General features: G+C 63.3%; 8 protein-coding genes. 3 read left to right on the top strand and 5 right to left on the bottom strand.

The window, feature by feature from the left end; genetic code table 11:
- Position 1: 1 nt before the first annotated feature.
- Complete coding sequence (locus EKH80_RS04905; protein ID WP_126683622.1) at positions 2 to 892, top strand: aldo/keto reductase; 891 nt, start codon at positions 2 to 4, stop codon at positions 890 to 892.
- A 75-nt stretch (positions 893 to 967) separates the two neighbouring features.
- Here EKH80_RS04905 and EKH80_RS04900 read toward each other — a convergent pair whose 3' ends face one another.
- The 4 genes from EKH80_RS04900 to EKH80_RS04885 form a co-directional block, all read right to left on the bottom strand.
- The gene (locus EKH80_RS04900) at positions 968 to 1,897 is read right to left on the bottom strand and encodes a 5'-nucleotidase (RefSeq protein ID WP_126683621.1); all 930 of its coding nucleotides are present in this window, start codon (positions 1,895 to 1,897) and stop codon (positions 968 to 970) included.
- 72 nt (positions 1,898 to 1,969) lie between these two features.
- A complete protein-coding gene (locus tag EKH80_RS04895) occupies positions 1,970 to 2,347 on the bottom strand; it encodes a cupin domain-containing protein (RefSeq protein WP_230473430.1) in 378 nt (125 codons plus the stop codon).
- 13 nt (positions 2,348 to 2,360) lie between these two features.
- Positions 2,361 to 3,122, bottom strand: a complete 762-nt coding sequence (locus EKH80_RS04890; protein ID WP_126683620.1) for an NAD kinase — start codon at positions 3,120 to 3,122, stop codon at positions 2,361 to 2,363.
- A gap of 230 nt (positions 3,123 to 3,352) precedes the next feature.
- Positions 3,353 to 8,272, bottom strand: a complete 4,920-nt coding sequence (locus EKH80_RS04885) for an NAD-glutamate dehydrogenase (protein ID WP_126683619.1) — start codon at positions 8,270 to 8,272, stop codon at positions 3,353 to 3,355.
- A 598-nt stretch (positions 8,273 to 8,870) separates the two neighbouring features.
- Here EKH80_RS04885 and EKH80_RS04880 point away from each other — a divergent pair.
- Together EKH80_RS04880 and EKH80_RS04875 are read left to right on the top strand one after the other, a co-directional pair.
- Entirely contained in the window at positions 8,871 to 10,064 is a 1,194-nt protein-coding gene (locus tag EKH80_RS04880; RefSeq protein WP_126683618.1) for an efflux RND transporter periplasmic adaptor subunit, read from the top strand.
- An 11-nt stretch (positions 10,065 to 10,075) separates the two neighbouring features.
- Complete coding sequence (locus EKH80_RS04875) at positions 10,076 to 13,312, top strand: multidrug efflux RND transporter permease subunit (RefSeq protein WP_126683617.1); 3,237 nt, start codon at positions 10,076 to 10,078, stop codon at positions 13,310 to 13,312.
- A gap of 128 nt (positions 13,313 to 13,440) precedes the next feature.
- Here EKH80_RS04875 and EKH80_RS04870 read toward each other — a convergent pair whose 3' ends face one another.
- Positions 13,441 to 14,601 (bottom strand): acyl-CoA dehydrogenase family protein, encoded by a 1,161-nt coding sequence (locus EKH80_RS04870; protein WP_126683616.1) that lies wholly within the window; start codon positions 14,599 to 14,601, stop codon positions 13,441 to 13,443.
- Positions 14,602 to 14,748: the final 147 nt, after the last annotated feature.

The raw sequence follows: 14,748 nt of genomic DNA, 5'->3' as shown, positions 1-14,748 counted from the left end.
CATGCCTATCGATACCGCCGCTGAGCATCTTGAACTTTCCCCCGTCGTCGCCGGCCTCTGGCGCATCACCGAATGGCAACTGGGCGTGCCGCAGCGCGTGCGCTGGATCGAGGAAGCGCTGGAACTGGGCATCACCTCCTTCGACCATGCGGACATCTACGGCGACTATCGCGCCGAAGCGCTGTTTGGCGAGGCCTTGCAAGCCTCACCCGAGCTGCGTGGCCGCATGCAGCTGGTGACGAAATGCGGCATTCGCTTTCGTTCGACCCAAAAGCCGTACCGCATCACCCATTACGACACCAGCGCGGCCTATGTCCGGGCGCAGGTCGAGCAATCGCTGCGCAACCTGCATGCAGAGAGGCTGGATCTGGTGCTGATTCACCGCCCCGATTACCTGATGGATGCCGCCGCGCTGGCGGAATCCTTCGCCACGCTCACACGCGAAGGAAAAGTGGCGCACTGGGGCGTATCCAATCACAGCACCAGCCAATTCGCGCTACTCAACCAACAATACCCACTGCTCACCAACCAATTGGAACTCTCGCCACTCCAGATGGGGTCGCTCGACGACGGCACACTCGACCAGGTACAGCAGCTTGGCTTGCGGCCGATGATCTGGTCGCCGCTGGCTGGCGGGCGCTTGTTTACCGGAGAAGACGAGCAGGCACTGCGTGTGCGGACGGAGATGTCCGCGATCGCTGCACGTCACGGCATTTCGTTGACGACGCTTGCCTTTGCCTGGGTACTACGGCATCCGTCGCGGCCGTACCCGATTACCGGGACGAGGCGTATCGAAGGCCTGCGTGACGCCGTGGCGGCGCTGGATGTGCAGTTGGACGCCGAGGACTGGTATGCGATCTGGACGGCGAGCAAGGGACATTCCGTGCCTTGAACTGCGTAGGCTGGGATGACAATCCCAGCGTCGCATGGGATGCATGCATGGCAATGCTGGGTTTTGCAACCCAGCCTACGGGTTGCTGACCCCATGCGGCACATGCCCGGTCGCTACATGTTTGCGCGCCGATTCGACATTGGCCGGCGAATCGTCGAAGAAGATGTCGGCACCAAACGCGTCCAGAAACGGCCCTTTGTCGCGACCGCCGAGAAACAGCGCCTCATCGATACGCACGCCCCAGCGGCGCAGCGTGAGAATGACCCGCTTGTGCGCCGGCGCCGAACGCGCCGTGACGAGCGCGGTTCGAATCGGCGAATTCTCGGCCGGAAAAGCCGCCTGCAAGCGATGCACCGCAGTAAGAAAGCCACGGAACGGGCCGACCGACAGCGGCTGCTCAGCCAGCTTGGTTTCATTGCGGTGGAACGCTTCCAATCCCTCCTCACGCGAGACGCGCTCACCCTCGTCACCGAAGATTACCGCATCGCCATCAAACGCGATGCGTAATTGTTCGCTGGCGCGTGGTGGCGCAGTGGAGGGCAGAATCGTTGCGGCAGCCACGCCCGCTTTCAGCGCTCGGGCAACATCCTCGGCATTGGCGGACAGAAAGAGATCCGCCTTGAAGGGCGCGATGTAATCGGAGGTCGGTGCGCCGCTGGTGAACGCTGCACGGCTGATTTCCAGCTCATAGTGCTGGATCGAATTGAAAATGCGCAGCCCCGTATCACCCGAATTGCGCGATAGCAGAATCACTTCCACCGGCGGCACGTCACCGGCCAGCTTGTTGAGGCCCAACAGTTTCTGCACCAGCGGGAACGCCACGCCTGGCTGCAGGATTTCCTCCTCGTGTTCGATCTGGAAGTTGCGATAGGCGTCCAGCCCTTCCTGCTCGAACAGGGCATGGCTATCGCCCAGGTCGAACAGCGCCCGCGATGAAATCGCGACGACGAGTTTGTTGTCACTGGCGGCGGTTGGGTCGTGGACGATTTTGCTGGAGCGGCTCATGGCTGCCAATCTAGCGCAAAACACGCGCTCCGGGACCGTCCTTTCCGGCTAGCGCCGCATCGGTGGCGTGGATCACGTGGCGACATTTTCGTCTATCTCGCCATAATGCACCGCCAGCCAGACGGTGGTCGTATCGCAGTCAGTCCATTCGACGCGGTGACGGCAATGGGCTGGGATATCTACAAAGTCTCCCGGGCGCAACACACGCTCAGCTTGCTCATGCTCGAAAGACAAGCCCGCGGAGCCTTGCAACAACACCACCCATTCGCCATGCGGCTCGCAATACCAAAAGCCTGGCGGACTGGCTTGACCGCTGGAAATGATCCGTTCGATCCGCAGCTTCGGCCGGCGCAGAAGCTCTTCAAAAATTTCGTGTTCCGCTTTGTTCGCGGCGGAAGGGTACTGCGTGAACAGATTCGTAAGCATGAGCCGCTCGACTTCCATTTCCATGCACGGGGCGCATTCAGTCCTGCGCGAACTGCTCGTCCAGTATACGCTGTTCGAGGTTGTGCTCCGGATCGAACAGCAAGCGCACGCCTTGCTCACGCGCCTGGCGAACCTCCACCGAGCGCACGTTGCGCACCTCGAGAAAATCCGCCGTGGCGCTTACCGGACGCTTGCCCGGATCAAGCACACGCAGGCTCACCAACGTGCGATGCGGCAGGATCGCTCCGCGCCAGCGGCGTGGGCGGAACGGACTGATCGGAGTAAGCGCCAGCACGTTGGCATCCAATGGAAGAATCGGTCCGTGGGCGGAAAGATTGTAGGCGGTGGAACCGGCCGGCGTGGATACCAGGATGCCGTCGCAAACCAGGTTCTGCAACTTCACGATGCCGTTTAGCTTCACTTCGACATGCGCAGCCTGGTTGGTTTGCCGCAGCAACGACACTTCGTTGAAGGCAAGCGCCTGGCGGGTTTGACCGTCGCTGTCGACCGCCTCCATCTCCAACGGAAAGAGTTCGGCGGCATGCGCGCGTGCAATGCGATCGGGCAGCTCTTCCAGATGATGCTTGTTCATCAGGAAGCCCACGCGACCCAGCTTCATGCCATAGACCGGCAGCGCGATGGCTCGATGGGCGTGCAGGGTGCGCAGCATGAAGCCATCACCGCCGAGCGCGACGATCACTTCAGCTTCGGCAGCCGGCACGTCGCCATAACGCTCCACGAGTTTGCGACGCGCTTGCTGGGCAACGCTGGTTTCGCTGGCGACAAACGCGAGACGCATGGCGGAAGGTCCGTCTGTGGGTGCGGTGGCGACCGAGCTTACGACACGGCGAGAGGCGAAACCATGCCCTGCTTGCAGGAGATCCGCGTAGGCTGGGATGACAATCGCAGGCTAGGTTGCCAAACCCAGCATTGCCACGCATGCACCTGCGCGATGCAGGGATTGTCATCCCAGCCCACGGGCGCCCTCCCCCGCGTAAAGAGGAGGGCGCTGGTTACAGCGATTGAAAACTACACCGGCACCTGCGCCAACTGCGCCAGGCGGCGCACCGCCACCGATGCGATCGGATAATCCGCATTCTGTGTGAGGATCTCCGCCAACATGCTGCGGGTGTGCTTGAGCGCAGGATCGTCACGCTCGAGCCAAGCCTGCACCAGCGACACGCTGCCGTTGCCGCCCTTGAACGCAAGCACCTGGGTAGCCAGTGCGCGATGCTGATGGTTGAGTTCGTCCAGCAGCGAACCGCGCGCCTGCGCATGCCAATGGCCATCCACCGGCAGGGCTTCGATCTGGCCGCGCAGCCATTCCAGGTCCAGCGCCTGGCCCAGTTCGTAGAACACGTTGGCAACCTGGGACAGGGGCTGGCCGGTCTGTTGCGACACTTCCACCATGTCGAGCATGGCGCGCAGCTCCGGCAGCTTGGCCAAGCGCAGCGAGAGATCGTTGGGCAGTCCCAGGCCCTCCCATTTCTCCTGGCTGGTGCCGAAGTCGGCCTTGCCGGCCGGGGTCAAGGTGTCGGGCAAGGTCGCGCTGAGTTCGGCTGCCGCAGCCTGGTAACGTTGCACGTTCGCGGCAATCTCCAGGCTGCCGCCCGGACGATTGAGCAGCCAGCGGGTGAGATGGCGCAGCTGAGCCCAGACCTGCATGGTCGCGTCGACCTGGGTGCTCTCGGCCACCTTGCTGTCCTGCGCTTCGATCTGGGCCCACAGCTCGCGCGCCCCCAGGATTTCGCGCGCGGCCGTGTACGCCTTGGCGACTGCCGCCGGCCCCTGCCCGGTATCCTCCTGCATGCGCATCATGAAGGTTGCGCCCATGCGGTTGAGGGTGGAATTGGTCACCGCGGTGGCGATGATCTCTCGCTTCAGGCGGTGGCGCTGCATGTGCGCGGCATATTTATCGTGCAGCGGTTTCGGGAAGTAGCGCACCAGTTCCTTGGACAGGTACGGATCTTCCGGCACGTCCGACTCCAGCAATTGCTGGTACAGACGGATCTTGTCGTACGACAGCAGCACCGACAGTTCCGGACGGGTGAGACCCTGTCCGCGCGCCTTGCGATCGGCCAGCTCCGATTCGCTCGGCAGGTTCTCCACCTGGCGGTCGAGCAGGCCCTCGCTTTCCAGCGTGCGGATGAAATGCGCCATCGAACCGATACGCTTCACCGACTGGTGTTCCATCAGCGTGATCGCCTCGTTCTGGCGATAGTTGTCCCACAACACCAGCTGGCCCACTTCGTCGGTCATCGAGGCCAGCAGGCGGTTGCGGTCTTCGAGCGTGATCTCGCTGCGCTGCACTGCGTCGCCCAGCAGGATCTTGATGTTCACTTCGTGGTCGGAGGTGTCCACGCCGGCGGAGTTGTCGATGAAGTCGGTATTGAGCAGCACGCCATGCTGGGCGGCTTCGATGCGGCCCTTCTGCGTGAAGCCCAGATTGCCGCCCTCGCCCACCATTTTGCAGCGCAGGTCCGCCCCGTTGATGCGCAGGGCATTGTTGGCGCGATCGCCCACGTCGCCGTGCGTTTCACTGCTTGCCTTTACATAGGTGCCAATACCGCCATTCCACAGCAGATCCACCTGTGCCTTGAGAATGGCGCTCATCAGATCATTGGGGGCAAGGTGCTCCACGCCGGCCTTGATGCCCAGCACCGCGCGCACTTCCGGTGAAATCGGGATCGACTTCACGCTGCGCGGCCACACGCCGCCACCGTTGGAGATCAGCGACTTGTCGTAGTCGTCCCAGCTCGAACGCGGCAGCTTGAACATGCGTTCGCGCTCGGCGAACGACTTGGCCGTATCCGGATTCGGATCCAGGAAGATGTGGCGATGATCGAAGGCCGCCAGCAGGCGGATATGGCGAGACAGCAGCATGCCGTTGCCGAACACGTCGCCCGACATGTCGCCGATGCCCACGCAGGTGAAATCCTCGCTCTGGCAATCGCGCCCCATGGCGCGGAAGTGGCGCTTCACCGATTCCCATGCGCCCTTGGCGGTGATGCCCATGCCCTTATGGTCGTAGCCGTTGGAGCCGCCGGAAGCGAACGCATCGCCCAGCCAGAAGCCGTGCTCGATGGAAATGGCATTGGCGATGTCGGAGAACGTCGCCGTGCCCTTGTCGGCTGCCACCACCAGGTAGGGATCGTCATCGTCGTGGCGCACCACGTCATGCGGCCGCACGACCTTGCCTTCCACCAGGTTGTCGGTGATGTCGAGCAAGCCGTTGATGAACAGGCGATAGCAGGCAATGCCCTCGGCCAGCTGCGCATCACGGTCGCCCCCGACCGGCGGATGCTTCACGAAGAAGCCGCCCTTCGAACCCACCGGCACGATCACGGTGTTCTTCACCATCTGCGCCTTCACCAGACCCAGCACTTCGGTGCGGAAGTCTTCGCGGCGGTCGGACCAGCGCAGGCCGCCGCGCGCGACCGGCCCGAAGCGCAGGTGGATGCCTTCCACGCGCGGCGAATACACGAAGATCTCGCGATACGGCACCGGCTTGGGCGCGTCCGGCACCTGCTTGGAGTCGAACTTGAAGCTGATGTAATGGCGATGCGCGCCATCCCACAGCTGGTAGAAGCTGGTGCGCAGCGTGGCCCGGATCGTATTCATGAAGCTCAGCACGATGCGCTCGTCGTCCAGGCTGGCTACGTCGTCGAGCAGCGCCTTCAATGCCTGCCACAGCACATGCACCTGCTGATCGCGCTTGTGCGCCAGCGCCTCGACGATGCCGTCGATCAGCTCCGGCTTGGCCTTCTGGGTATCGGCGCAGATCAGCGCCTGCATCTCGCGGCGCAGGTCGGCCTGCGCTTTTTCCAGCTCGGCGGCGGCGAGCGATTCGCGGCGCGGATCGAATTTGGCGTTGAACAGCTCGATCAGCAGGCCGGCGATGGCCGGATAGCGGATCAGCGTCTCCTCCATGTAGCTCTGCGAGAAGGCAATGCCCACCTGCTGCAGATACTTGCAGTAGCCGCGCAGCATCGCCACCTGGCGCCAGTCGGCCTGCGCCAGCAGCACGAGGTTGTTGAAACCGTCGCTCTCCGCCGCGCCACGCCACAGCGCTTCGAAACCGCGTTCGAAACGATCGCGCAGATGCGCCAGGTCGAATGCCAACGGCGCCTTCGCCTTCAGCTCGAAATCGTGAATGGTGAGCGTGCGGCCGTCGCTTTCCAGCGTGTAGACATGCTCGGCGAGCATGCGCACACCCATGTTCTCCAGCATCGGCAGGGCGTCGGACAGCGAGATCGGCGCGCCGACATGGATCACCTTGAAGCGCAGGCTTTGGTCGCGCGCATCTTCATACAGGTGAAGGTGGATCGAATCGTTGCTCTTGAGCGTGGTCAGCGCGATCACGTCCAAGGCAGCCTGTTCCGGCGCCACGTCTTCGATGTAGCCGGCCGGCAGCAGCTTGCCGAAACGATTGAACAGCGCCACGCCCTGCGCTTCGCCGATCTTGCCGATCAGGCTGTCGCGCAGGCCGTCGTACCAGTTGCGCACGATGTGCTGCAGGCGCGTTTCCAGCTCCTGCAGATTGAACTTCAGGTGGTCGCCCGGATGCGGACGCACCGTGACGTGCAGGCGGGCCAGCGCGGATTCGCCCATCAGCACGCTGGAGTCCAGGCTCTCGCCGTGGAACACCTCGCGCAGCATGGCCTCGATGCGCTCGCGCACGGTGGTATTGAAGCGTTCGCGGGGCACGAACACCAGGCAGGTGAAGAAGCGGCCATAGCGGTCGCGACGCACGAACAGCCGCGTGCGGGCGCGCTGCTGCAGCTCCAGGATGCCCATGGCGGTGGCGAACAGCTCGTCCTCGGTGCTCTGGAACAGCTCTTCCGGCGGCAGCGTTTCCAGGATATGGCGCAGCGCCTTGCCGGAGTACGCATCGCGCTTGAGACCCGAGCGCGCCATCACCGCTTCCACGCGCTGGCGCACCAGCGGCACTTCCTGCGGACGCATCATGTAGGCATTGGAGGTGAACAGGCCGAGGAAGCGCTGCTCGGAAATCGGCGTGCCGTTGGCGTCGAACTTCAGCACGCCCACGTAATCCATGTTGCCGGCACGATGCACGTGCGAGCGCGCATTGGTCTTGGTGAGGATGATGGCGTCGTAGGACCCGGATTGCGGCAGGTCGTGCGCTGCCAGCGAGCGCAGCGAACGCGGCGCCACCGAGCGCTCGGCCTTGTGCAGTAGCCCTAAGCCCGATGCCTCGATGGGACGCAGCACCTCGTCACCATCGGCCTGGGCCACTTCGTATTCTCGGTAGCCCAGGAAGGTGAAGTTGTCCTCGGCCAGCCAACGCAGGAACTCGCTGGCCTCGTTGACCGAAGCGGTGTCCAGCGGCAGTCGGCGGTTGGGCAGGTCGGCCGCGATGGACTGCGCCTTCGCACGCATTGCGTCCCAGTCGCGCACGGCTGCGCGGACGTCTTCGAGCGCGTCTTCGATCCGCGTCTTCAGCTGTGCCTGGATGGCTTCGTCGAGGATGCTGTCCACTTCGAAGTGCATCACCGACTCCGGCGTGCCCTGCTCGTCGCCGATACGCTGCAACTGGCCGCCCGCATCGCGGCTCACCCGCACCACCGGGTGCAGCACGAGGTGCAAGGTGGAGTACCCGGCAAGAATCATGCTTACCGTGTCCACCAGGAACGGCATGTCGTCGGTGATGATTTCCACCTTGCTGCGCGCCGAATTGGCGGCGCTGACTACACGCACGACAGCGCGCTGGGAGGTGCGCTGCTGCAGGAACTCGAGCAGGCCCGCGACCATTTCGGCCCATCCGGCAGGTGTGTGCAGGTCGATGTCGGTGCTGACGATGCGCGCGAAAAAGGCGCTGATAAAAAATTGCGCCTCATCAAGGCGCTTGGTCGGATAACCGTTTTTCTTCAACTCTTCGAGCACGACAGACACAAGGGGGATGTCGTTGGCCGCACGGATCGCATTCATGGCTTCTACTTAAGAAGTGGAGATGATGGGTTGTGGAGCAGGAAAGCCTTAAAAGGATACGCTTCGCCCTGCGTTGAATCCATCGGCAGCGCAGCAATGCGCGTCATGCGCGATTAACGATGTGCCGCGCTCCGATCGATGTGCGTTGCACAGATCAACCGTCATTACCGCGCAAGCGTCGACGTTGCCCTACACGAAGCCGATCCATGCATCCGGCCAGGGAAGCCAAGGCTAACGATGGATGCCGCGCCCCCTGAGCCAAACGAGTCCAACCGCTCGTCCCGCACAGTCCATCCTCGCTGGCCTGAGGGCACCAGGCGCATCATTCCTGGTACGCCCGCCCTTTGCCGGGCGCGCTTTGCTCACAGACTGAGGAAACCCGCCTGTGCCGGGAGTCACTGCCCAAACGCTGGATTCATACCGTGGATAAATTGTAAACTGGTCGGTATAGTCTAGTTCACGTCCTTGCCTTATAGGGGACGAAAGACACAGGTAAATCCGGCCCTGATCCGTTAAATGTAGGATTTTTCCGTTAACTCAGCCGGGTCCCGGCCCGCCGCGCCCCTCCTACCCCGATTACGCAAGTCATGGAGTTCTCATGAAGTCGACGCCAATGCGCACACCTGTGCTGTGCCTGAGCCTGCTGGCACTAGCCGCTTGCAGCGGCAAGGAACAGGGTCCGCCCAAGATGCCGCCGCCGACGGTGGGGGTGGTCGAAGCCCAACCGCAGACCGTGCCGCTGAACAAAGAGCTGGTCGGGCGCCTGTCCGCCTACCGCAGCGCCGATGTGCGCGCCCGCGTATCGGGGGTACTGCTGAAGCGTGTCTACACCGAAGGTACGGACGTGAAGCAGGGCCAACTGCTGTTCCAGATCGACCCGGTCACGTACAAGGCCAACCTCGCCAACGCCGAGGCGGCGCTGGCGTCGGCCCAGGCCACCTATGCCAATGCGCATGTGCTCGCCAACCGCGACCGCCAACTGGTCCCGCAGGGTTATGTCGCGCGTCAGCAGTTGGATACCGCCGAGGCCGATGAGCGTTCTGCGCTAGCCGCGGTGAAACAGGCCCAAGCCGGCGTGGAGACCGCGCGCGTCAATCTGAGTTACACCAACGTCACCTCCCCCATCGACGGCCGCGCCGGCGAGCAGCAGGTGACCGAGGGCGCGATCGTCGGCAACAGCACGGCGGATGCCGGCGCCAATGCCACCTTGCTGACCACGGTCGACCAGCTCGACCCGCTGTATGTGAACTTCACCCTGAGTGCGGCCGACCTCGACAAGCTGCGCCATGCGCAGGCCAGCGGCAACGTGCAACTGGCTGCACAGGACAAGACCACCGTGCAGATCACCCTGCCCAGCGGCGCCAAGTATGAGCAACAAGGTACGCTCAACTTCTCCGATACCTCGGTAAACCCGACCACCGGCGCCATCAACCTGCGTGCCGTGGTGCCGAACGCCGAACGCCGCTTGCTGCCGGGCATGTACGTCACTCTCACCGTCCACGTGGGTGAACTGAACAAGGTGTTCCTGGTGCCGCAAGCCGGGATCCAGCGCGACCCCGCAGGAGCTTATGCCCTGGTAGTCGGCAAGGACGGCAACGTCGCGCAGAAGCGGGTGACAGCCGACACCATGCACGGCCACGACTGGATCGTCGCCAGCGGTCTCGAAGCGGGCGACCAGGTGATCGTCTCCGGCGTCCAGGCCGCCAAGCCCGGAGCGCCGGCCAAGGCGACCCCATGGCAGCCTGATCAGACGCCGGCCGGCCAAGGCCCAGCCGCCGCTGGCCATCAGTAAGGAGAGCACTGATGCCGAGTTTCTTTATCGACCGCCCCATCTTTGCGTGGGTGGTCGCCATTCTGATCTCCCTGGTCGGCACCATCTCGGTGCTGGGCATGGGTGTTGAGTCCTACCCCAATATCGCGCCGCCGCAGGTCACGGTGACGGCCACCTTCCCGGGCGCCAGCGCCCAGACCATGGAAGACACGGTCACCAAGGTGATCGAGCAGCAGCTCACCGGCGTCGACAACCTGCTGTATTTCAGCTCGGCCTCCAACTCGAACGGTACGGCCTCGATCACGCTCAGCTTCGCCACCGGCACCAACCCCGACATTGCGCAGGTGCAGGTGCAGAACAAAGTGTCGCTCGCACAGCCCCAGCTGCCGGCCGCGGTGGTGCAGCAGGGCGTGGTGGTCGCCAAGGCCAACCCGGACTTCCTGATGTTCGTAGGCCTGATCTCCAACAATCCGGAGGTCGACAGCAACCGCCTCAGTGACATCGTCGGCTCGCAGGTGATCAACCAGGTCGGGCGCATTCCCGGCGTAGGCAGCACCTTCCAGGTGGGTTCCGAGTACGGCATGCGCGTATGGCTGAACCCTGACAAGATGCAGGGCTACGGCCTTTCCTTCAGCCAGGTGCGCGACGCGATCACCGCCCAGAACGTGCAGTTCGCGGCCGGTTCGCTCGGCGCCGATCCGGCCACCAACGGCCAAGCCTTCACCGCCACGGTGTCCGCCGAAGGCCTGTTCTCCACACCCGAGGAGTTCGGCAACATCATCCTGCGCGCCAACTCCGACGGCACCGTAGTGCGCATGAAGGACGTCGCGCGCATCGAGTTCGGCCCGCAAACCTACGGCTTCACCTCCACCTGGACCGGACAGCCGGTCGGTGGCTTCGGCGTCCAGCTGCTGCCGGGTGCCAACGCGCTGAACGTGGCCGAGGCCGTACGCGCCAAGATGGATGAACTGTCCAAGGACTTCCCGCAGGGCGTCACCTGGTTCGCTCCGTACGACAGTACGCCGTTCGTGCGTGTTTCGATCAACGAAGTGGTGCACACGCTGGTGGAGGCGATCATCCTCGTCTTCTTCGTGATGCTGATCTTCCTGCAGAACTTCCGCGCCACCGTCATTCCCACCCTGGTGATTCCGGTCGCCCTGCTCGGTACCTTCATCGGCCTGGCGCCGATGGGCTTCACCATCAACCAGCTGACCCTGTTCGGCATGGTGCTGGCCATCGGCATCGTGGTCGACGACGCGATCGTGGTGATCGAAAACGTCGAGCGCATCATGTCCGAGGAAAACCTGCCGCCGAAGGAGGCCACGCGTAAAGCGATGAGCCAGATCACCGGCGCGGTGGTGGCCATCACGGTGGTGCTGGCGGCAGTGTTCGTGCCGTCCGCCCTGCAACCGGGTGCCACCGGCGTGATCTACAAGCAGTTTGCTTTGACCATCGCAGTGTCGATGGGCTTCTCCGCCTTCCTCGCGCTGTCGTTTACGCCGGCTTTGTGCGCAACCATCCTCAAGCCCACGCATGAGGAAAGGAAAAACTTCCTCTATCGCTGGTTCAACCAGACTTTCGACTGGGTCACGCACACCTATCAAGGTCACATCAGCAGCGCGATCCGCCATGCACCGCGCTGGATGATCGTGTTCGCGCTGATCGCCACCCTGGCTGGCTTCCTCTACACCAAGCTGCCCACCGGCTTCGTGCCCAACGAAGATCAGGGCTTCGCGCTGGCCATCGTCAGCCTGCCGCCCGGCGCCAGCATCGAACGCACGCAAGGCGTGATGAAGGAAATCCGCGACACCTTGCACAAGAGCCCGCTGAACGACAGCTTCGTAGGCATGTACCAGATCGCGGGCTTCAGCTTCGTCGGTCGCGCCGAGAACGCCGGCATGGTGTTCATCAAGCTCAAGGATTGGAGCGAGCGAAAGATCACGGCGGATGATTTCATCCGCCAGGCCAATGGCGTGCTGTTCGGCATCCGCGATGCGCAGATCTTCGTGGTGAACCTGCCGACCATCCGCGGCCTCAGCCAGTTCGGCGGCCTGGACATGTACCTGCAGGCACGCAACGGGCAGCCCCGCGGCGAGCTGATGCAAGCGATGGGCATGCTGCTGGGCAAAGCATCGAAAAGCCCCGTGCTGTTCGGCACCCGCCCGAACGTGCTGCCGCCTGCGCCGCAGTACAACCTCAACGTCGATCGCGTGCAGGCATCGGCGCTAGGCCTGTCTGTGAGTGACGTGTACACCGCGATCCAGCTGACGCTCGCGCCGGTGTACATCAACAACTTCATCTTCGAGGATCGCGTCAAGCGTGTGATGGTGCAGGCCGAAGCGCCGTACCGCATGGATACGGAGGCGCTCGGCCACGTCTATACGCCCAGCACGCTGGGCGGCGCCACCTCCACCACGAGTACGTCAGCCGCCTCGTCGACCGGCAACAACAACTCGCCCTACGGCCCGTACAACATGATCCCGCTGTCCAGCGTGGTGCGGTCCACCTGGAGCATGGCTGCGCCCTCGCTCACCCGCTACAACGGTTATCCGGCGATTGAAATCGTGGGCGATGCCAACAAGGGCTACTCCACCGGCCAGGCCATGGGAACCCTGCAGGACTTCGTCAACAACGACCTGCCGCATGGCTTCGGCGCCGACTGGACCGGCCAGTCGTACCAGGAAGTGCTGGCCGGCAACTCGGCCACGCTGTTGATGATCCTGTCGATCTTCATCGTGTTCCTGTGCTTGTCGGCCTTGTATGAAAGCTGGTCGATTCCGGTGGCTGTGCTGCTGGTGGTGCCGCTGGGCCTGTTGGGCATGGTGGTCGCCTCCATGCTGCGCGGCTTCCCGAACGACATGTACTTCAAGATCGGCATGGTGACGGTGGTCGGCCTGGCTGCGAAGAACGCGATCCTGATCGTGGAATTCGCGGTGGAGCAGCAGGCCGAAGGCCAGACACTGTTCAACGCGGTGGTGACCGCGGCCCGCCAGCGACTTCGTCCGATCCTGATGACCTCAATGGCCTTCATCCTCGGCGTGCTGCCGCTGGTGACATCCTCCGGCGCCGGCGCCAACTCCCGCCATGAAATCGGTACCGGCGTGATCGGCGGCATGCTGTTCGCCACCTTCCTCGGCCTACTGCTGATTCCGGTGTTCTACGTCAGCGTGCGCCGCATGCTCGGCGACAAGATGGACGAGACCACGCGCAAGCTGGCCCGGCATGAGCACCCGCAGCCGTCCGATTCGGATCCGCGCGACGGACACTGAGCCGAACGCTGAAGCCCTAACGAAAAGCCCCGGCATGGCCGGGGCTTTTTTTGTATTCCCGTTCTCTTCGTGCCCCACCTTACCGCCATTCCCGCGCAGGCAGGAATGACGATCGGCTGTCTACGTGGTCAGCGCAGACCGGTTTCCGCGCGCGCGATCACCATGCGCTGGATCTCGCTGGTACCCTCGTAGATCTCGGTGATCTTCGCGTCGCGGAAGTAACGCTCCAACGGCATCTCCTTCGAATAGCCCATGCCGCCGTGGATCTGCACCGCCTGGTGCGCGATCCACATTGCCGCTTCCGAAGCCACCAGCTTGGCGACCGAAGCCTCGGTGCCGAAGCGCCCGCCGTTCTTCTCCGCCTCGCCCTTCGCCCACGCGGCGCGCAGCGTCAGCAGCGTGGCTGCGTCGAGCTTGCACTTCATGTCCGCGATCTTCGCCTGCGTCATCTGGAATGTGCCGATCGGCTGGCCGAACGCCTTGCGGTCGCGCGACCACTGCAGGGTGGCTTCATACGCTGCGCGCGCGATACCCACGGCCTGCGAAGCAATGCCGATACGGCCGGCGTCAAGCACGCCCATCGCGATCGAAAAGCCCTTGCCTTCCTCACCCAGCAGGTCTTCCTTCGGACACACGTAGTCGTTGAATTCTATTTCGCAGGTCGCCGAGGCGCGGATGCCGAGCTTGGGCTCGCTCTTGCCGGCATGGAAGCCGGGCCGCTGCGTGTCAATGACGAAGGCCGACACACCCTTAGCGCCGATGCCCGGCGTGGTGATCGCGAACAGCACGATGTAGCGCGCCACCGGGCCGGAGGTGATCCAGCTCTTCTTGCCGTTGATCACCCAGTCGCCATCGGCGTTCTTCGATGCACGCGTGTGCATGGCCGAGGCATCCGAACCCGATTGCGGTTCGGTCAACGCGTAGGCACCGATCGCATCGCCCTGCGCGATTGCGCGCACGTATTTCTGCTTCTGCTCCTCCGTGCCGTGCTTGAGGATGCCGTTGCAGAACAGCGAGTTGTTCACCGACATGACGGTGGAGGTAGCCGCATCGGCGGCGGCGATCTCGATCATCGCCAGCACATATCCGATCGGATCCAGCCCCGCGCCGCCATATTCATGCGGCACCTCGATGCCCATCAGGCCCAGCTGCCCCATCTCGCGGATGTTGTCCAGCGGAAACTCGCCCTTGGCATCGAGTTCGGCCGCCACCGGTACGATGCGCTTTTGCGCGAAATCACGGGCAATGGCCTGGATGGAAAGCTGGTCTTCGGTGAAACGGAAATCCATGAGCGGCTCCGGGGAAAAGAGGTGGGGAAAGCCGCTTATTTTAGCTGTTTGGGATTTCGGCCCTTGTTGCAGGGCAGCAGAACTTGGCCGTTATGCTTTCGACATGATGAGCCGTCTTAGTCGAAAAACACGCGTACCACGCTTGAG

The organism is Dyella choica (assembly GCF_003977665.1).
Classification (GTDB): domain Bacteria; phylum Pseudomonadota; class Gammaproteobacteria; order Xanthomonadales; family Rhodanobacteraceae; genus Dyella_B; species Dyella_B choica.
The sequence above is the reverse complement of the archived record's forward strand: the minus strand, read 5'-3'. Positions and strand labels throughout refer to the sequence as shown.

Bases quoted from the DNA above. Each gene is read 5' to 3' on its own strand.
- EKH80_RS04905 (WP_126683622.1), top strand. From the start codon at position 2: ATGCCTATCGATACCGCCGCTGAGCATCTTGAACTTTCCCCCGTCGTC.
- EKH80_RS04900 (WP_126683621.1), bottom strand. From the start codon at position 1,897: ATGAGCCGCTCCAGCAAAATCGTCCACGACCCAACCGCCGCCAGTGAC.
- EKH80_RS04895 (WP_230473430.1), bottom strand. From the start codon at position 2,347: ATGGAAATGGAAGTCGAGCGGCTCATGCTTACGAATCTGTTCACGCAG.
- EKH80_RS04890 (WP_126683620.1), bottom strand. From the start codon at position 3,122: ATGCGTCTCGCGTTTGTCGCCAGCGAAACCAGCGTTGCCCAGCAAGCG.
- EKH80_RS04885 (WP_126683619.1), bottom strand. From the start codon at position 8,272: ATGAATGCGATCCGTGCGGCCAACGACATCCCCCTTGTGTCTGTCGTG.
- EKH80_RS04880 (WP_126683618.1), top strand. From the start codon at position 8,871: ATGAAGTCGACGCCAATGCGCACACCTGTGCTGTGCCTGAGCCTGCTG.
- EKH80_RS04875 (WP_126683617.1), top strand. From the start codon at position 10,076: ATGCCGAGTTTCTTTATCGACCGCCCCATCTTTGCGTGGGTGGTCGCC.
- EKH80_RS04870 (WP_126683616.1), bottom strand. From the start codon at position 14,601: ATGGATTTCCGTTTCACCGAAGACCAGCTTTCCATCCAGGCCATTGCC.